This window comes from Streptomyces sp. NPDC051561, assembly GCF_044454195.1.
GTDB lineage: Bacteria > Actinomycetota > Actinomycetes > Streptomycetales > Streptomycetaceae > Streptomyces.
On record NZ_JBITDM010000024.1, the window covers coordinates 106,581 to 125,584 of the forward strand.

Annotated in this window: 14 protein-coding genes and 1 riboswitch; of the genes, 9 read left to right on the forward strand and 5 right to left on the reverse strand. The window is 70.7% G+C overall.

The window, feature by feature from the left end:
* Positions 1-34: 34 nt before the first annotated feature.
* The 3 genes from ACIA73_RS35060 to ACIA73_RS35070 all read right to left on the reverse strand — a co-directional run bounded on the left by ACIA73_RS35060 (position 35) and on the right by ACIA73_RS35070 (position 2,617).
* Positions 35-1,636, reverse strand: coding sequence for an ATP-binding protein (locus ACIA73_RS35060; RefSeq protein ID WP_399442988.1), 1,602 nt, complete (start codon positions 1,634-1,636; stop codon positions 35-37).
* 96 nt (positions 1,637-1,732) lie between these two features.
* Positions 1,733-1,969 (reverse strand): hypothetical protein, encoded by a 237-nt coding sequence (locus tag ACIA73_RS35065; RefSeq protein ID WP_399442989.1) that lies wholly within the window; start codon positions 1,967-1,969, stop codon positions 1,733-1,735.
* A gap of 171 nt (positions 1,970-2,140) precedes the next feature.
* Positions 2,141-2,617 (reverse strand): DUF6082 family protein, encoded by a 477-nt coding sequence (locus tag ACIA73_RS35070; RefSeq protein WP_399442990.1) that lies wholly within the window; start codon positions 2,615-2,617, stop codon positions 2,141-2,143.
* A 303-nt stretch (positions 2,618-2,920) separates the two neighbouring features.
* Between ACIA73_RS35070 and ACIA73_RS35075 the strand changes: the two genes are divergently transcribed.
* Positions 2,921-4,114: a CobW family GTP-binding protein gene (locus tag ACIA73_RS35075; protein ID WP_399442991.1), complete on the forward strand. Its 1,194-nt coding sequence runs from the start codon at positions 2,921-2,923 to the stop codon at positions 4,112-4,114.
* A 152-nt stretch (positions 4,115-4,266) separates the two neighbouring features.
* On the opposite strand, the gene ACIA73_RS35080 is transcribed toward ACIA73_RS35075, so the two are convergent.
* The gene (locus ACIA73_RS35080) at positions 4,267-6,720 is read right to left on the reverse strand and encodes a DNA topoisomerase (ATP-hydrolyzing) subunit A (RefSeq protein WP_399442992.1); all 2,454 of its coding nucleotides are present in this window, start codon (positions 6,718-6,720) and stop codon (positions 4,267-4,269) included.
* A 298-nt stretch (positions 6,721-7,018) separates the two neighbouring features.
* On the opposite strand from ACIA73_RS35080, the gene ACIA73_RS35085 reads away from it, so the two are divergent.
* The 4 genes from ACIA73_RS35085 (at position 7,019) to ACIA73_RS35100 (ending at position 11,860) form a co-directional block, all read left to right on the forward strand.
* Positions 7,019-8,404, forward strand: a complete 1,386-nt coding sequence (locus ACIA73_RS35085) for a M16 family metallopeptidase (RefSeq protein WP_399442993.1) — start codon at positions 7,019-7,021, stop codon at positions 8,402-8,404.
* Positions 8,405-8,433: 29 nt separating this feature from the next.
* Positions 8,434-9,801 carry a M16 family metallopeptidase gene (locus ACIA73_RS35090; RefSeq protein WP_399443004.1) on the forward strand — a complete coding sequence of 456 codons (1,368 nt, stop codon included), beginning with the start codon at positions 8,434-8,436 and terminating at the stop codon, positions 9,799-9,801.
* Between the two features lie 221 nt (positions 9,802-10,022).
* Positions 10,023-10,192: riboswitch (cyclic di-AMP (ydaO/yuaA leader) on the forward strand.
* A 13-nt stretch (positions 10,193-10,205) separates the two neighbouring features.
* Complete coding sequence (locus tag ACIA73_RS35095; protein ID WP_399442994.1) at positions 10,206-11,000, forward strand: M23 family metallopeptidase; 795 nt, start codon at positions 10,206-10,208, stop codon at positions 10,998-11,000.
* 200 nt (positions 11,001-11,200) lie between these two features.
* Entirely contained in the window at positions 11,201-11,860 is a 660-nt protein-coding gene (locus ACIA73_RS35100; RefSeq protein WP_399442995.1) for a GntR family transcriptional regulator, read from the forward strand.
* Positions 11,861-12,171: 311 nt separating this feature from the next.
* Here ACIA73_RS35100 and ACIA73_RS35105 read toward each other — a convergent pair whose 3' ends face one another.
* A complete protein-coding gene (locus ACIA73_RS35105) occupies positions 12,172-12,453 on the reverse strand; it encodes an HPr family phosphocarrier protein (protein ID WP_399442996.1) in 282 nt (93 codons plus the stop codon).
* Between the two features lie 227 nt (positions 12,454-12,680).
* On the opposite strand from ACIA73_RS35105, the gene ACIA73_RS35110 reads away from it, so the two are divergent.
* From ACIA73_RS35110 to ACIA73_RS35125, 4 genes are all read left to right on the forward strand, one after another.
* Complete coding sequence (locus ACIA73_RS35110) at positions 12,681-15,734, forward strand: GNAT family N-acetyltransferase (protein WP_399443005.1); 3,054 nt, start codon at positions 12,681-12,683, stop codon at positions 15,732-15,734.
* Between the two features lie 108 nt (positions 15,735-15,842).
* Positions 15,843-16,439 (forward strand): DUF5998 family protein, encoded by a 597-nt coding sequence (locus ACIA73_RS35115; RefSeq protein WP_399442997.1) that lies wholly within the window; start codon positions 15,843-15,845, stop codon positions 16,437-16,439.
* The gene (locus tag ACIA73_RS35120) at positions 16,439-17,629 is read left to right on the forward strand and encodes an alkaline phosphatase family protein (protein WP_399442998.1); all 1,191 of its coding nucleotides are present in this window, start codon (positions 16,439-16,441) and stop codon (positions 17,627-17,629) included. The genes ACIA73_RS35115 and ACIA73_RS35120 overlap by 1 nt, the downstream gene beginning before the upstream one ends.
* 257 nt (positions 17,630-17,886) lie before the next feature.
* Entirely contained in the window at positions 17,887-18,537 is a 651-nt protein-coding gene (locus tag ACIA73_RS35125; protein WP_399442999.1) for a thymidine kinase, read from the forward strand.
* The last annotated feature ends 467 nt before the right edge of the window (positions 18,538-19,004 follow it).

Genomic DNA, 19,004 nt, shown 5'->3' on the forward strand with positions numbered 1-19,004 from the left:
GCGGCCCACGGGCCCACCGGGTCCCGCGCGCCGTTCACGGTCGTACCGCCGAGGCCTCACCAGCCAGGGCTTCCGGCAGTACGACCGTGAACTCGGCGCCCCCGCCCGCCGCTTCGGCCACCCGCACCGTGCCGCCCTCCCGGCCGGCCAGCCGGCGTACCAGAGCGAGCCCCAGACCGCGCTTGCCGTGCGCGGGCAGCTTCTTCGTCGACCACCCCTCCGTGAAGATCGACTCGCGCTGGCCGGCAGGCACTCCGGGCCCGCTGTCCGTCACCCGCAGGACGACCTCACGGCCCCGGGCGTACAGCGAGACCTCCACGAACGCACCGGGCGAACCGGCGGCGGCGTCCAGCGCGTTGTCCACCAGATTGCCCATCACCGTCACCAGAGGGCGTGAATCCACCAGCCGGCCGGGCAGCAGGGTCCCCTCTGCCATCCGCAGCACCACGGCTCGCTCGGCCGCCACTGTCGCCTTTCCCACCAGCAGCGCCGCGAGCAGCGGATCGTGGATGCGCTCGGTGAACTGCTCGGCGGTGGCCCGGTGCACCCCGGCGACCTCGGTGACGAACGCGGCCGCCTCCTCGTACATCTCCAGCTCCAGCAGCCCCAGGAGGGTGTGCATCCGGTTGGCGTGCTCGTGGTCCTGCGCGCGCAGGGCGTCGATCAGGCCCCGGGTGGAATCGAGTTCGCGACCCAGCTCCTCCAGCTCGGTGCGGTCGCGCAGGGTGGCCACGGCGCCGCCGTCGTCGGTGGACATACGGTTGGCGATCAGGACGCGGGGGCCCCGTACCGTCAGCAGGTCCTCACCCGCCACCCGCCCGGTCAGCACATCGGCGGTGCGACCCGCACCGAGGACCTCGTCCAGGGGCCTGCCGACGGCCTCCGGCCCGACCCCGAGCAGGCGCTGCGCCTCGTCGTTGATCAGCCTTACCCGGTCGGTCCCGTCCAGTGCCACCACGCCCTCGCGGATGCCGTGCAGCATCGCCTCGCGCTCGGTGAGCAGCGCCTCGATGTCGGAGAAGGCCAGGTCGTGGGTCTGCCGCTGGAGCCTCCGGGAGATCAGATACGCCGCGAGCGCACCGGCCGCGAGCGCTCCGCCGGCGTACACGAGGAGTTCCGGAATGGCGGCGAACAGCCGGTCCCGCACCCCGTCGTAGGCCAGCCCCACCGACACCGCTCCCACGACGGTGCCGCGGCCGTCACGCAGCGGGACCTTGCCCCGGGCGGAACGGCCGAGCGTGCCGCTGTCGATCTCCATCACCTCGTGCCCGGCGAGCGCACCGCTGGGGTCGGTGGACACGATGCGGCCGATCCGGTCGGTCGCGGTGTGTGACCAGCGGATTCCACGTCCGTCCATGATCACCACGTACTCGGCGCCGGTGGCCTCCCTGACCCGTTCCGCCGAACGCTGCACGGGCCCGTGCGGTGTGGGCGGCGAGGCGGCCAGCGACTCGGCGATCTCGGGTGAGGCGGTGGTCTGGGCGATGGCGAGGGCGCGCCGCATCGCCTCCTCGTCCAGTTGCGCGCCGAGGGGGGCCAGGAACAGCCCGGTGGTGAGCACGGTGACGCCGGTGGCAACGGCCAGTTGCATCAGCAGGACCTGGGAGAAGACGCGCTGGGGCCAGTTGATGCGCATGGAGGGACACGGTAGAGGACGGTGTGGGAGCAACGACGGGGGGTGTCCGCCGGCCTGATGCTGCCGGACACCCCCCGACTCGGAGCACTGCGCGTACTAGGCGTCCGGGATCTCGGCCTTGGCGCGGATGAGCGTCTCCCGTGTGACGACCACGATCCGTTCGTAATCGGCGCGTCCGGCGTCCGCGGGGAGCCCCTTGTCGAGGGCCTCCGTTGCGTCGGTCCCGATGACGGCGAAGTTGCCGTCATCGAGCTCGAAGATGTCCGGGCAGGTCTGCCCGGACATGCTGCCTCGCTCGCGGGGGGATGCGCCAATACGACGAAGGATCTTCACAGGTGCCTCATAGCTGGACGAAATTGGCAAAAAACGTCCACCCATGGTGACCCATTGTGATCCGCTTCACAAAATCCTGCCGCGGACACTTTGCCCCATTGCCGTCGCTCACGGGACGGCGTGCGGAAGTGCGTCAGGGCGCGTGCCGTCCCACGCGCCTCGTTGTGCACCTCAGGCGATCCACCACCGGTCCTGCGCCTCGCTCGCCCGGGCGACGATCTCGTCGACCTGCGCGGCGAGCAGTCGCTCCTGCGAACCCGCGGGCAGGCTCTCACGGTGGTGCCGGGTCGCGTCCCAGTAGTCGCGGAAGATGTGGTTCTGGCAGATGCCGCGCAGGTGACCCAGCGTTTCGTCGAGATTCGTGGTGCCGAGTCTGTAGGCGTGCAGCAGGTTCCCGTAGAGCGCGTTGGCGAACAGGAACTGCCGGTGCTCCTCCGGCCGGACGGAGTCCTCGTACGTGTCCAGCACCTGGGCCAGCACCGGGTCGTCCATGGCCTTGCACAGCACGTCGAACTGCAGACGGTGTTTGGCGGCCATCTCGGTACGACGGTGCAACTGCCGGCGTTGCACCATCAGCGCGACGACCGCGGCCCCGAAGGCGAGTCCCGTCGTGACCCCCCGCTGAGCCCCTTGCTCCTGTGTGCTCATTCCTACCCCCCGAGATCACAGGTGACCGTGCACCGGTTACCGGAGGGACGGACGTGCGGCGCGGTCCGGCGGGCGGTCGTTGACTGCGTGCCGCCCTCCAGGATGCCGAGCTGCTCTGACCGGCGGAAGGCGGAGACAGGGCGCACGGGAGCATCGACAGGGCGTCGCCCCGCGTGGCCTGTTGAATATGTTCCCGTTACGTGCTGCTAACAATCGTTCACCTCGGGCGCGGCCGCTCCGACTCCCCGGGACCGGCCCGGCCGGGCGCGAGCGGTCCGTGTGTCCTCGCCTACGATCGGGAACATGTCCAGGCAACAAATTCCGGTCGTCGTCCTCGCTGGGTTCCTGGGAGCGGGTAAGACGACCCTGCTCAATCACCTCCTGCGGCGGAGCCGGGGAACCCGCATCGGGGCGATCGTCAATGATTTCGGGGCGATCGAGATCGATGCGATGGCGGTGGCGGGGCAGCTCGGTGATGCGACGGTTTCCCTGGGCAATGGCTGCCTCTGCTGTGCCGTGGACGCGAGCGAGCTGGATGTCTACCTGGACAAGCTCGCGCAGCCCGGAGCCGGGATGGACGTGATCGTCATCGAGGCGAGCGGGCTGGCGGAGCCGCAGGAGCTGGTGAAGATGCTCCTCGCCAGTGAGAATCCGCGTGTGGTCTACGGGGGGCTGGTCGAGGTCGTGGACGCGGCCGAGTTCGGGTTCACCCGGGAGCGGCACCCGGAGATCGTGCGTCATCTGACGCTCGCGGACCTCGTGGTGCTCAACAAGGCCGACCGGGTGGAGGCTGGGGAACTCGCTTCGCTGCGGGACGAACTGCGTCTGCTGGGTGGCGGAGCGGTACTTCCGGTGCAGTACGGCCGGATCGACCCGGACGTACTCTTCGAGCGCCGGACGGACGAGGAACACCGGGCGGACGGCTGGCAGTTGAGCTTCGAGGACCTGCGGGCGGAGATCGACGTCCGGGACGAGGACGCTCGGAGCGACGACGGGTGTGGGAACGCGTGCGTGGCCGGCTGCGGTCACGGTGGGCATCTGCACGCGGCGTACGAGAGCGTGGACTTCGTCTCCGGGGTGGCGATGGACCCGGGGCGGCTGATGCAGTTCCTCGACGGGCGGCCCGAGGGGCTCTACCGGATCAAGGGGTACGTCGACTTCGGCGCGGCGGACCCGCGGAACCGGTACGCGGTGCACGCGGTGGGCCGGTTTCTGCGGTTCTACCCGGAGCCGTGGGGGAGCGGGGAGGAACGGCTCACCCAGCTGGTGCTGATCGGCTCGGGGACGGACGGGGCGGCCCTGCACTCCGGGTTGACGGCGTGCAGGACGGACGCGGGGGTCGCCCGGGGCGAGGACGAGGGGGAGGGGGAGGACCAGGACCCGGGCAGGCGGGAGCGCGCCATGTGGGGTGTGCTGCGGTACGTACAGCAGCCGGAGGACCCGGAGGGGGACGATCCGGTTGCTGGCGATCCGGAAGTGGACGGCCCAGGGCGATAGGCCGATAGGCCGGTAGGTCGTACAGCGGTAGGGCCGTTACGGCGACAGACCGATCCGGCGGCAACGGTGGCCGGGCGCGCCGCGGCGGTGGCCGGGACGGGTGGCGCGGTAGCTCGGCGGCCGGCGCGCCACCCGTCCCGGGGGATGAGGGGCTACACCGCCCCTGCCAGTGCGGCCACCGGCTTGGCCAAGGGGGTGCCCGAGCCGTCGCGGCGCGGGTCGATGTCCGGAAGGTCGGCCGGGGTGCCGTTCTGCTGGGCGGCCCTGGCCGGGGCCGCGCCCGCCCAGGCGAGCATCAGGGCGTCCTCGCCGCGCAGGAAGCGCTGACAGCGGACGCCGCCGGTGGCCCGGCCCTTGCGGGGGTACTGGTCGAACGGGGTGAGCTTGGCGGAGGACTCCGCGTCGCCCATCAGTGTGCCCTTGGAGCCCGCCACCGTGAACACCACCGCGTCGGCGGCCGGGTCGACCGCGGCGAAGGAGATCACCTTGGCGCCCGCAGCCAGCTTGATGCCGGCCATGCCGCCGGCCGGGCGGCCCTGCGGACGTACCTGCGAGGCCTGGTAGCGCAGCAGTTGGGCGTCGTCGGTGATGAAGACGAGGTCCTCCTCACCGGTACGCAGCTCCCGTGCGCCGACGATGCGGTCGCCGTCCTTGAGGGAGATGACCTCCAACTCGTCCTTGTTGGACGGGTAGTCGGGCACGACCCGCTTGACGACGCCCTGCTCGGTGCCGATCGCGAGGCCGGGGGAGGACTCGTCGAGGGTGGTGAGGCAGATGAGGGTCTCGTCGCCCTCCAAGGAGAGGAACTCGGAGACCGGCGCGCCGCCCGACAGGTTGGGCGCGGAGGCGGTGTCCGGGAGCTGGGGGAGGTCGATGACGGCCAGGCGCAGCAGGCGTCCCGCCGAGGTCACCGCGCCGATGTCGCCGCGGGCCGTCGCGGGGACGGCCGAGACGATCACATCGTGCTTGGTGCGGCGGGCGTCGTCCAGAGCCAGCGGCTCACCGTTGGGGGTGCGGGCGAGCAGGCCGGTGGAGGAGAGCAGCACGCGGCAGGGGTCGTCCGGTACTTCGAGCGGCACGGTCGCCACCGCGGACGCGCCCGACTCCAGCAGGACCGTGCGGCGCTCGGTGCCGAACTTCTTCGCCACGGCGGCCAGTTCGGAGGAGACCAGCTTGCGCAGCTCCGAGTCGGAGTCGAGGATTCCGGTCAGTTCGTCGATCTCGCCGTTGAGCCGGTCGCGCTCGGACTCCAGCTCGATGCGGTCGAACTTGGTCAGACGGCGCAGCGGGGTGTCCAGGATGTACTGGGTCTGGATCTCGGAGAGGCCGAAGCGCTCGATCAGGCGCTGCTTGGCCTGGGCCGAGTTCTCACTGTCACGGATGAGGCGGATGACCTCGTCGATGTCGATCAGCGCGACGAGCAGGCCCTCGACCAGGTGCAGTCGGTCGCGGCGCTTGGTGCGGCGGAACTCACTGCGGCGGCGGACGACCTCGAAGCGGTGGTCGAGGTAGACCTCAAGCAGCTCCTTGAGGCCCAGGGTGAGGGGCTGGCCGTCGACCAGGGCCACGTTGTTGATGCCGAAGGACTCCTCCATCGGCGTCAGCTTGTAGAGCTGTTCGAGGACCGCCTCGGGGACGAAGCCGTTCTTGATCTCGATGACCAGGCGCAGGCCGTGCGAGCGGTCGGTGAGGTCCTTGACGTCGGCGATGCCCTGGATCTTCTTGGAGCCGACCAGGTCCTTGATCTTGGCGATGACCTTCTCGGGGCCGACCGTGAAGGGCAGTTCGGTGACGACCAGGCCCTTGCGGCGGGCCGTGACGTTCTCCACCGCGACCGTGGCGCGGATCTTGAAGCTGCCGCGGCCCTTCTCGTACGCGTCCTTGATGCCGGTCAGACCGACGATCCGGCCACCGGTCGGCAGGTCCGGGCCCGGCACGAAGCGCATCAGCGTGTCGAGATCGGCGGCCGGGTGCTTGATCAGGTGACGGGCGGCGGCGATGACCTCGCCCAGGTTGTGCGGCGGCATATTGGTGGCCATGCCGACCGCGATGCCGGTGGTGCCGTTGACCAGCAGGTTCGGGTACGCCGCCGGGAGGGCTACGGGCTCGCGCTCCTTGCCGTCGTAGTTGGGGCTGAAGTCGACCGTGTTCTCGTCGATCGACTCGGTCATCAGCGACGCGGCGTCGGCCGCCCGGCACTCGGTGTAGCGCATCGCGGCCGGCGGGTCGTCGTTGCCCAGCGAACCGAAGTTGCCGTGGCCGTCGACCAGCGGAACCCGCATCGAGAACGGCTGCGCCATCCGGACCAGCGCGTCGTAGATGGACGCGTCACCGTGCGGGTGCAGCTTGCCCATCACCTCGCCGACCACCCGGGCGCACTTCACGAACCCGCGGTCGGGACGCAGGCCCATCTCGCTCATCTGGTAGACGATGCGCCGGTGCACCGGCTTCAGGCCGTCCCGCGCGTCCGGCAGGGCGCGCGAGTAGATCACCGAGTAGGCGTACTCAAGGAAGGAGCCCTGCATCTCGTCGACGACGTCGACGTCGAGGATCTTCTCCTCGAACGCCTCGTCCGGCTGCGGGGTCTTCGTGCTGCGGCGGGCCATCGCGGCTGCGGCTCCTTCTCACTGTTCAACGGACGGTTACGGATCGCTGGGACAGTACGCGGTGTTGTGACGCGGTGCTGTTCACCGGGATGTCTGACGCCGACCATTGTGGACCGCCCCACTGACAACGCCGACCTCGACCCGTCCGTACCGGCCCGTGGGCCTCTCGCGGGACCTTCCCGGGAAGGTCCCCAAGAAGGGTGCGCCGAACGGGAACTTCGCGGACTGTCCGTGCGCTTGCATAGGGTGGCAGGACTTACTCGCAGGACTTGTCTCATACGCGATCGAAGGGACGTACATGCCCATGGGTCACACGGCCACAGCGCAGGCCGGCTCCGGCGGCCTGACAGCGACCGAGCACCGGCTTGCGAACGGTCTGCGGGTGATCCTCTCCGAGGACCACCTGACCCCGGTCGCCGCGGTCTGCCTCTGGTACGACGTCGGCTCGCGCCACGAGGTCAAGGGCCGTACGGGCCTGGCCCACCTCTTCGAGCACCTGATGTTCCAGGGCTCAGCCCAGGTGCACGGCAACGGGCACTTCGAGCTGGTGCAGGGGGCCGGCGGTTCGCTCAACGGCACCACCAGCTTCGAGCGCACCAACTACTTCGAGACCATGCCCGCGCACCAGCTGGAGCTGGCGCTGTGGCTGGAAGCCGACCGGATGGGCTCGCTGCTCACCGCGCTCGACGACGAGTCCATGGAGAACCAGCGCGACGTCGTCAAGAACGAGCGCCGCCAGCGGTACGACAACGTGCCCTACGGCACCGCGTTCGAGAAGCTCACCGCCCTGATGTACCCCGAGGGCCACCCCTACCACCACACCCCGATCGGCTCCATGGCCGACCTGGACGCGGCCACCCTGGAAGACGCCCGCGCCTTCTTCCGCACGTACTACGCGCCCAACAACGCGGTGCTCTCCGTGGTCGGCGACATCGACCCCGAGGCCACCCTCGCCTGGGTCGAGAAGTACTTCGGCTCGATCCCCTCGCACGACGGCAAGCAGCCGCCGCGCGACGGCTCGCTGCCCGACGTCATCGGCGGCGAACTGCGCGAGGTCGTCGAGGAGGAGGTCCCGGCGCGTGCGCTGATGGCCGCCTACCGGCTGCCCAGCGACGGCACCCGCGAGTCGGACGCCGCCGACCTGGCGCTGACCGTGCTCGGCGGCGGCGAGTCCTCCCGGCTGCACAACCGGCTGGTCCGCCGCGACCAGACGGCCGTGGCCGCCGGCTTCGGCATGCTGCGCCTGGCCGGGGCGCCCTCGCTCGGCTGGCTGGACGTCAAGACGTCCGGCGGCGTGGAGGTGCCGCAGATCGAGGCGGCCGTCGACGAGGAGCTCGCCCGGTTCGCCGAGGAGGGCCCGACGGCCGAGGAGATGGAGCGCGCCCAGGCCCAGCTGGAGCGCGAGTGGCTGGACCGGCTCGGCACGGTGGCCGGCCGCGCCGACGAACTCTGCCGGTACGCCGTGCTGTTCGGCGACCCGCAGCTCGCCCTGAGTGCGGTCGGTCGCGTCCTGGACATCACGGCCGAGGAGGTGCAGGCGGTCGCCAAGGCGCGTCTGCGCCCCGACAACCGGGCGGTCCTGGTGTACGAACCGCTCGCGGCCGCCGAGTCGGACGCGGACAGCGACGCCGACGCCGGCAGCGACACCGAGCGTGGCAACCAGCAGGAAGGGGCGGACAAGTGACGGAGACCGCAGCAGCCGTGACCAGCGAAATGCAGTTCCACCCGCAGCCCCAGGAGGGCCCCGCGACTCCGTGGGCCTTCCCCGCCCCCGAGCGCGGCGCGCTGCCCAACGGGCTGACCCTGCTGCGCTGCCACCGCCCCGGCCAGCAGCTGGTGGCCGTCGAGGTCTTCCTCGCCGCCCCGCTGGAGGCCGAGCCCAAGGACCTCGACGGCGTCGCCACCATCATGTCGCGCGCCTTCACCGAGGGCACCGACAAGCACTCCGCCGAGGAGTTCGCCGCCGAGCTTGAGCGCTGCGGCGCCACCCTCGACGCGTTCGCCGACCACCCCGGCGTCCGGGTCTCCCTCGAAGTGCCGGTCCGCAGGCTGCCCAAGGCGCTCGGCCTGCTCGCCGACGCCCTGCGCGCCCCCGCGTTCGCGGACGGCGAGATCGAGCGTCTGGTACGCAACCGGCTGGACGAGATCCCGCACGAGGCCGCGAACCCGGGCCGCCGGGCCGCCAAGCAGCTCTCCAAGGAGCTGTTCCCGGTCACCCTGCGGATGTCCCGCCCCCGCCAGGGCACCGAGCAGACGGTCAAGAACATCGACTCCGCGGCGGTGCGCGCCTTCTACGAGGCGCACGTCCGCCCGGCCACCGCCACCGCGGTCGTCGTCGGCGACCTGGACGGCATCGACCTCGACGCCGTACTGGCCGACACCCTGGGGGAGTGGACCGGCAACACCGCCGAGCCGCGCCCGATGACGCCCATCACGGCCGACGACACCGGACGGGTGGTCATCGTCGACCGTCCGGGCGCCGTCCAGACCCAGCTGCTGATCGGCCGCATCGGCGCCGACCGGCACGACCGCGTCTGGCCGGCCCAGGTGCTCGGCGCGTACTGCCTGGGCGGCACCCTCACCTCCCGCCTGGACCGCGTCCTGCGCGAGGAGAAGGGCTACACCTACGGGGTCCGCGCCTTCGCCCAGGTGCTGCGCTCCGCCGCCGACGGCACCGGCGCGGCCATGCTGGCCATCAGCGGCTCCGTGGACACCGAGTCGACCGGGCCCGCCCTGGAAGACCTCTGGAAGGTCCTGCGGACGCTCGCTGCCGAGGGCCTCACCGACGCCGAGCGCGATGTCGCCGTGCAGAACCTGGTGGGCGTGGCCCCGCTCAAGTACGAGACGGCCTCCGCCGTCGCGTCGACCCTGGCCGACCAGGTCGAGCAGGAGCTGCCGGACGACTTCCAGGCCCAGCTGTACGCCCGCCTCGCGCAGACCGGCACCGTGGAAGCCACCGCGGCCGCCGTGAACGCCTTCCCGGTGGACAAGCTGGTCACCGTGCTGGTCGGCGACGCCTCGCAGATCGCGGAGCCGGTCCGGGCGCTGAACATCGGCGAGGTCGAGGTCGTCACCGGCTGACCGATCAAAGGTCAAACGGAGAACCGCCGCAAAGCAGAACAAGTCGGACCCCGACGACCGTCGAGTCGTCGGGGTCCTCCCTTATGTCCGTTTTGTTGGCGAGGGTGCCTGTCTGCCGTGTGGGCTGTATTACAAAAGCCGCTCTCTGTTTGGTGATTGAAAGAGAGCCCGCTTAGCGTCGGTCCGTCTGTTCGTCAGAGTGCGCCGCACCAGCGGCAACCGGACAGTCATCGCCGAGTCCCCGTCAGGCGCGAGCCTGGGGAGCCGGGGACCCACTTACGTCCCTGGGGTGAATCGGACGCCATCGCCCTTCACGGGTGGGTGGAGTCCGTAGGAGACCTTCCTGCTCCGAACCCGTCAGCTAACCCGGTAGGCGAGAAGGAAGGAAAGGAAACAGCCACTTCATGGCGTTCACCCGTGCCGCCGGGAAGCACCGTCGACCCTCCGTACTCTCGCGCCGCAGCGCGAAGATCGCCGGAGTCGCCGCCCTCACCACGACCGGTGTCATCGGAACGCTGGCCCCCCAGGCCATCGCCGCCGAGCAGGACCTGGCCGCCGAGGACACCGGCACCATCCGCGCCGTCGTCATGGAGGACTCCGTGACGCAGACCCTCACCGAGAAGGTCGAGGCGCAGGCAGCCGCGCAGAAGAAGGCCTACCAGAAGGCCGAAGCCGAGCGGAAGGCCGAAGAGGCCCGCAAGGCCGAGGTCAAGCGCAAGGCCGTGGCGAAGGCCAAGAAGGAGCGCGAGGAGCGTGAGCGCGCCGCCCGCGAGGCCGAGCGCAAGCGCCTGAACACCTTCAAGCTGCCGGTCGCCGGCTCCTATGTCTCCACCAGCTACAAGTCCGGTGGCGCCATGTGGTCCTCCGGCAGCCACTCCGGTGTCGACTTCCACGCCTCCTCCGGCAGCTCCGTCGTATCCGTCGGTTCCGGCACGGTCGTCGAGGCCGGCTGGGGCGGCGCCTACGGCAACAACATCGTGATCCGGATGAACGACGGCTCGTACACCCAGTACGGCCACCTCTCCTCGATCGGTGTCTCCGTCGGCCAGACGGTCACCCCGGGCGACCAGATAGGCCTCTCCGGCTCCACCGGCAACTCCACGGGCCCGCACCTGCACTTCGAGGCCCGCACCACCGCCGAGTACGGCTCGGACATCGACCCGGTCGCGTACCTCCGCGGCCACGGCGTCAGCGTCTGATCGCGCCTGCTGCTCCACCCGCTGTTGCAGAAGGCCCCGGCTCCCCGAGAGCCGGGGCCTTCTGTGTGCCGCGGCCCTTTCTTCCGTCCAGTGGCCCCAACAGCCAAAATTCAGCCATGAATTACGCCCGGTCGAACACAATTCCCGTCCGCTGCAATACAGTTCCCGGAAAGCGACGTGGGGTGGACGGAGGTCCGGGTATGCGTATTCCGGCGCATTCGGTGTGTACGGCGATCCGCGACGACATCGTGTCGGGGATCTTTCCGCGCGGCAGCCGGCTTACGGAGGAAGTGCTGGCCCGCCGTTACGGCGTCTCGCGCGTCCCGGTCCGCGAGGCGCTGCGCACCTTGCAGTCGGAGGGGTTCGTCACCACCCGCCGCCACGCGGGCGCCTGCGTCGCCGAGCCGACCCCGCAGGAGGCCGCCGACCTCCTGGAGGTCCGAACCCTGCTGGAGCCACTGGGTGCCGCACGTGCGGCCATGCGGCGTACCGAGGCGCACCTCAAGGTGCTCCGTGGCCTGGTCAGGCTCGGCCAGGAGCGCACCAGGCGGGCCGAGGGCGAGGACCTGACCGCCCTCGGCGGCTGGTTCCACGAGACGCTCGCCCAGGCCTCCGCCAGCCCCGGCCTGATCACCCTGCTGACCCAGCTCAAGCACAAGATCGCCTGGATGTACGTCGCCGAACGGCCGGCCCGCCCCGCCGAACGCTGGGCCGAGCACGGCGCCATCGTGGACGCGGTGGCCAGGCGCGACGCCGAACGGGCCAGGGCGCTGACCGCGCTGCACGTGGAGCGCGCGGTGGCGGCGTACCGGATGAGGATTCCGCAACATGCCGTCAACCTGGCGGGCGGCGGGAAGTAACACCCGGGCCGTATACAAAGAGGGAAGCGTTTCGGGCGGGCACCCGGGGCGGGTGAGCTTGTGCACAGCCGGGGGAATTCGGGGCCCGCCGGTGCGTATCCCTTGCGGCGTGCATTCCGTGCCGTGGGTATTCCATGCCTGGGTGAATTCCGTGCCGGGGGGCGCGGGAATTCACGTACCCCTGCATTCGAGCAGTCCCGCAGCCCGCGAATTCCCTCCCCGGAAATGCCGGAAGCCGCGACCCCGCAGTCGGGGGCGCGGCTTCCGCGAAGATTCGCCCGTCCGGGCGGCGGCCTTTCGGGCCGCGGGAATCAGACGGTCTCGGGGAGCTCGTCCAGGCCCTCGGAGACCAGCTTCGCCAGACGGTCCAGGGCGGCGTCCGCACCCTCGGCCTCGGAAGCCAGCACGATCTCCTCGCCGCCCTGCGCACCCAGGCCCAGCAGCGCCAGCATCGAAGCGGCGTTGACCGGGTTGCCGCCCGCCTTGGCGATGGTGACGGGGACGCCGGTGGCCGTGACGGCGCGGACGAAGATGGAGGCGGGGCGGGCGTGCAGGCCCTCGGCCCAGCCGACGGTGACGCGGCGCTCAACCATGGTGTTGCCCTTCGTGATTCCTGCTTGGTTGTCTAGACCAGTCTCTCATGTGGTGCTGAATGCTCTGCCCGGCGAAGGTCCTGCGGGACGACCTGCCGGAGGTCCCCGGGGCACACCCGCCGGAAGTCCCCGGACGGACCGGGAACAGCACCAGACTGCCCCGCACTCCGAGCGCCCGCGAGTCGTAGGCTGCCTGCATGGCCAAGGCTGCGGACGATGCGGATCAGGTGGGCCCGACCCCAGGGGTACAGGCCCACGGGGACCAGGACCACGTCTACCCGGACCACTGGGAGGCCGATGTGGTGCTGCGCGACGGCGGCACCGCGCGCATCCGGCCGATCACCACCGAGGACGCCGAACGGCTGGTCAGCTTCTACGAGCAGGTCTCCGACGAGTCGAAGTACTACCGCTTCTTCGCGCCCTACCCCCGGCTCTCCGCCAAGGACGTGCACCGCTTCACCCACCACGACTTCGTGGACCGGGTCGGCCTCGCGGTCACCGTCGGCGGCGAGTTCATCGCGACCGTCCGCTTCGACCGGATCAACGCCGACGGACTGCCCGCCTCCGGACCCGGCGCCGACCAGGCGGAGGTCGCCTTCCTGGTCCAGGACGCGCACCAGGGCCGGGGCGTGGCCTCCGCACTTCTGGAACACATCGGGGCGGTCGCCCGCGAGCGCGGCATCCGGCGGTTCGTCGCCGAGGTGCTGCCCGCCAACTCCAAGATGATCAAGGTGTTCACGGACGCCGGTTACCAGCAGAAACGCTCCTTCGAGGACGGTGTGGTCCGCCTCGAATTCGACCTGGAGCCCACCGATCGCTCCCTGGCCGTGCAGCGAGCCCGGGAGCACCGCGCCGAATCCCGGTCCGTGCAGCGGCTGTTGACGCCGCGCTCCGTGGTGATCGTCGGCGCGGGCCGGACGCCCGGGGGAGTGGGGCGCACGGTCCTGCGCAACCTGCTGGCCGTCGGCTTCACCGGCCGTACGTACGCCGTGAACGCCGCCCTCCCGCCGGAGGTGACCGAACTGGACGGCGTACCGGCGTACCGCTCGGTGGCGGAGATCGGTGAGCCGGTGGATCTGGCGGTCGTCGTGGTTCCGGCCGAGAAGGTGCCGGAGGTGGTCACCGACTGCGGGGAGAGCGGGGTCCAGGGGCTGGTGGTGCTGGCCGCCGGGTACGCCGAGAGCGGGGCCGAAGGGCGGGACCGGCAGCGGGAGTTGGTGCGCGCGGCCCGCTCGCATGGAATGCGGATCATCGGGCCGAACGCCTTCGGCATCATCAACACCTCCGACGCCGTACGCCTCAACGCCTCCCTGGCGCCGCAGCTGCCGACCCGCGGCCGGATCGGGCTCTTCGCCCAGTCCGGGGCGATCGGGATCGCGCTGCTGTCCGGTCTGAACCGGCGGGGGGCCGGGGTCTCGGCGTTCATCTCGGCCGGAAACCGGGCGGACGTCTCAGGGAACGACTTCCTCCAGTACTGCTACGAGGACCCGGACACGGATGCGGTGCTCCTCTATCTGGAGTCCATCGGCAACCCGCGGAAGTTCACCCGGCTCGCCCGCCGCACCGCCGCGGTGAAGCCGATCGTGGTGGTCAAGGGGGCGCGGCACAGCGGGAGCACGCCGCAGGGGCACGCGGTACCGGTGGCGCGTATTCCGGATGCCACGGTCTCGGCGCTGTTCCGGCAGGCGGGGGTCATCCGGGTGGACACGGTCACCGAGCTGGTCGACGCCGGACTGATGCTGACCGGCCAGCCGCTGCCGCGCGGGCCGCGTACCGCGATCCTCGGGAACTCCGAGTCGCTGGGGCTGCTGACCTACGACGCGTGTCTGGCGGAAGGGCTGCGTCCGCTGCCGCCGCTCGACCTGACCACGGGGGCGGGCCCGGGGGACTTCCGGGAGGCGCTGGGCGCCGCGCTGGCGGACCCGGGGTGCGACGCGGTGGTGGTCACCGCGATTCCGTGGGTGGGGGACAACGGGACGATGGAGTCGGGCGACGGGGAGGTGCTGGCGGCGGCGCTGCGGGACGCGGCGGCGGACTTCCCGGCGAAGCCGGTGGCGGTGGTGCATGTGGAGATGGGGGAGTTGGCGGAGGCACTGGCGGCGGCGGCGAGCACGGGGCCGGGGAAGGGTGCCAAGGGGGCGGCGGGGGAGCGGGACCGGAGTGGGGTGGGGGCGGAAGGTGCGGCTCCGGCGGGAGCGCAGGGTGTGGCTCCGGCGGTGGCGAAAGGTCCGGTTCCGGCGGGAGTGCAGGGTGCCGTTCCGGCAGGGGCGGACGGTGCGGTTCCGGCGGGGGGCGCCCTGCGCCCGCCGTCCCCCGGGCTCTCGCCCCCCTCGTCCTCCGGGCCGCCCAGCAGCTCACCGGGCGGGCGGGGCGGCGCGGAGGGCGAGGCTGGCGGGAGCGGGTCGGCGGCCAGGCGGATTCCCGCGTACCCCGCCGCCGAGCGAGCCGTGCGGGCGCTCGCCGAAGCCGTTCGGTACGCGACCTGGCGGCGGGAGGCTGCCGAGATCGGGAAGGTGCCCGAGTACGACGACATCGACGAGGCCGGGGCTGCCGCGCAGATCGAGGCGCTGCTCGGGGCGGACGGTGACCCGCGGGGGCTGGCGCTCAAGGCGGACGTGGTGCGCGAGCTGCTCGGGCGGTACGGGATCGCGGTGCGGGACGCGTTGCCCGCGCCGGGGCCCGATCAGGCGGTGGCGGCGGCCGCGCGGCTCGGATATCCGGTGGCGCTCAAGACCACGGCCCCGCATCTGCGCCACCGGCCCGACCTGGGCGGCGTACGACTGGATCTCGCGGACGAGGAGGATCTGCGGCGGGCCTACACCGAGCTGACCGACGCGCTCGGCAAGCCCGAGGAGCTGTCGCTGGTGGTGCAGGCGATGGCACCGCGCGGGGTCGACACGGTCGTACGGGCGAGCATCGATCCGGCGGCAGGTGCGGTGCTGTCGTTCGGGCTGGCCGGGGCCGCGTCCGAACTGCTCGGGGACATCGGGCACCGGCTCGTGCCGGCCACCGACCGGGACGCCGCCGAGCTGATCAGGTCGATCCGGACGGCGCCGCTGCTGTTCGGCTGGCGCGGGTCGGCGCCGGTGGACACTCGCGCGCTGGAGGAGCTGCTGCTGCGGGTGTCGCGGCTGGTCGACGACCACCCCGAGGTGGTCGGCGTCGCGCTCGAACCCGTGGTGGTGGCCCCGGACGGGCTGTCCGTGCTCGGCGCCACCGTCCGCCTCGCCCCTCCCGCCGTACGCAACGACCTCGGCCCACGCCGCCTCCCGAGCTACTGAGAGTGAGGGACCCGGGCTCCGGGATCCTGCGTCCCGGGCTCCCGGAGCCCGTGCGGCACCCCGTACTCAAGGAACATCCGCCCTCCCGGGCCCCGTAGGATGGAAAGCATGGCTAAGACCGGTACGACGACCCAGGGGCTGCGCGCAGCGATCGAGCGCAGCGGCTACTACCCGGCTCTTGTGGCCGAAGCGGTGGAGGCCGCTGTCGGCTCGGAGCCCGTCTCGTCCTACCTGGTGCATCAGGAGACCACGTTCGACTCGAACGAGGTCCGCCGTCATGTCACCGTCCTGGTCCTCACCGGGACCCGTTTCATCGTCAGCCACACCGACGAGCAGAACGCGGACACCAGCTCCCCGACGCCGTACGCCACCACCTCCACCGAGTCGGTGAAGCTCGGACGGATCTCGTCCGTCGTGGTCAGCCGGGTCGTCGCCAATCCGGAGAAGTACGTTCCGGGCACGTTGCCCCGCGAGGTCGTCCTCACCATCGGGTGGGGCGCCGTCGCCCGCCTCGACCTGGAGCCCGCCGCCTGCGGCGACCCCGGCTGCGACGCCGACCACGGCTACACCGGCAACTCCACCGCCGACGACCTGAGCCTGCGGGTCAGCGAGGCCGGGGACGGCCCGGACACCGTGAAGCAGACCCTTGTCTTCGCCCAGGCACTGTCCGAGGCGACCGCCGCGACCGGCACCTCCGCCCGCTGATGGCGCTGCCCGCCGCCTGGCAGGACCCCGTTCCGCTCGCGCTCGACACCGCCCCGGTCCCGGAGTACGGCACCGGCTCCCTCGCCGATCTGCTGCCGACCCTGGCCGTCGGCATGGACGTACCCGACATGCACGCGGGCATCGGCGAGTTGACCCCCGCCGACCGGAACTGTGTCTTCCTGATCGACGGCCTGGGCTGGGAACAGATCAAGGCGCACCCCGACGAAGCCCCCTACCTGCACTCGCTGTTGGGTACGTCGCGGGGCGGCACCGGCCGCCCGCTCACCGCCGGCTTCCCCTCCACCACGGCGACCTCGCTCGCCTCGGTGGGCACCGGGCTCACCCCCGGCACCCACGGCCTCACCGGTTACACGGTGCGCAACCCGGACACCAACGCCCTGATGAACCAGCTGCGTTGGCGCCCCTGGGCCGACCCGCACGCCTGGCAGCCGTACCCCACCGTCTTCCAGCTCGCGGACGCGGCCGGTGTGCACACCGCACAGGTCTCCTCCCCGGACTTCCAGCACACCCCCCTCACCAAGATCGCGCTGAGCGGCGGCACCTTCCAGGGCCGCCTCACCGGCGAGGACCGGATGGACCTCGCCGCCCAGCACCTCGGGGCGGGGGACCGCTCGCTGGTCTACACGTACTACAGCGAGGTCGACGGCAACGGGCACCGCTACGGCGTGGACTCCGACGCCTGGCGCGGCCAGCTGATGTACGTCGACCGGCTCGCCCAGCGCCTCGCGGAACAGCTCCCTCCGCGCAGTGCCCTCTACATCACCGCGGATCACGGCATGATCGACATCCCCTTCGACGAGGAGTCGCGGATCGACTTCGACGAGGACTGGGAGCTGAGCGCGGGCGTCGCCCTGCTCGGCGGCGAGGGCCGGGCGCGTCATGTGTACGCCGTCCCCGGCGCCACCTCCGACGTGCTGGCCGTCTGGCGCGAGGTGCTCGGCGAGCAGTTCTGGGTCGCGAGCCGCGACGAGGCGATCGAGCTCGGCTGGTTCGGGCCGCACATCGACGACCGGGTCCTCGCCCGGATCGGTGACGTGGTCGCCGCCGCCCAGGCGGATGTGGTGATCACCGCGTCCCGCAACGAGCCGGGCGAGTCCTCGATGGTCGGCATGCATGGCTCGATGACGCCGGTGGAGCAGCATGTTCCGCTGCTCGAAGTACGCTCGTAAGCACCTCCCCCTGGCACAGAACCCCTCAGCTTGCCCGGAACCTCCCCCCCACCCTTCACGCTCCGAAAGGCTCAACTCCTCATGTCCGAGCTGGTCTTCTTCTCCGGAACGATGGACTGCGGGAAGTCGACCGACTTGCGTGGGTATTCGCCATCGGTCGGTCGTGGCGTGGCGGGGGTTGCGTTGTTCGGGGTTGAAGATGGCCGTGTCGGGGTCGTCCGTCGTCTTTGCTCGATTCGAAAGGTCCCGCGTTCCTGATGTCCGAACTTGCCTTCTTTTCCGGGACGATGGACTGCGGAAAGTCAACTTTGGCGCTACAAATCGGTCATAATCGATCAGCGCGCGGTCTCCAAGGTGTGATCTTCACGCGTGACGACCGGGCGGGCGAGGGGAAGTTGTCGTCCCGTCTGGGTCTGGTGACCGAGGCCGTGGAAGCGGGTCCGGAGCGGGATCTGTACGGGTACGTGGTGGACCAGGTCTCGCGGGGCGGGCGGGTCGATTACGTGATCGTGGACGAGGCGCAGTTCCTCTCGCCGGACCAGATCGACCAGTTGGCGCGGATCGTGGACGACCTGGACCTGGACGTCTTCGCTTTCGGGATCATGACGGACTTCCGTACCCGGCTCTTCCCTGGTTCGCAGCGTTTGGTGGAGCTGGCGGACCGGTTGGAGACTTTGCAGGTTGAGGCGATGTGCTGGTGCGGGGCCCGGGCGACCCACAACGCGCGCACGGTGGGTGGCGAGATGGTCGTCGAGGGGGAGCAGGTCGTGGTGGGGGACGTGGACCATCCGGTAGAGGCTGTGGGGTACGAGGTGTTGTGCCGGCGCCATCACCGGAGGCGGATGACGAGTGCGTCGGCGAATGCCGGGGTGCTGTCCCCGGACGTCCTGCCGGTTACCTCCGGCTGAGCTGAGAAGAAGCGCCAGGCCTTAGTCAGGGAGCCCAAACGGGCTGTACTCGTCGTACAACCCGACTCGTCTGGTGCTGTTGCCCTGACGGGATTTCCCTTTGGGTAGGGCCACTGTTGGCGGGTCGGGTCTTCCCGCTTCGACCCGCGGTTTCCCGGAAGTTCCTGCGTGGGCGTGCACGCGTTGTGCACACAGGGGTGTGCGCCGACGTCTGTAAATGAGGTAACTCGAGTGCGGTGATTGGCTGCAGATTCGAGCCCTCGGCGGGGCACGACACAGATGGGAACGGGCTTGAACAGCGGTTTTCCAGGAGCAGCATCACGATCGAGGTGACGTTCCCTCTGTCGCTACGGTGCTGAACGTGCAGGACTGGGTCATGTCCCTTGTAGTGGTGTAGCCGGGTCGATCGGTTCTTTGTCCTGGGGATAGACCTTGTCCATGCTGTCCACGGGAAGGTAGCGGCGGGC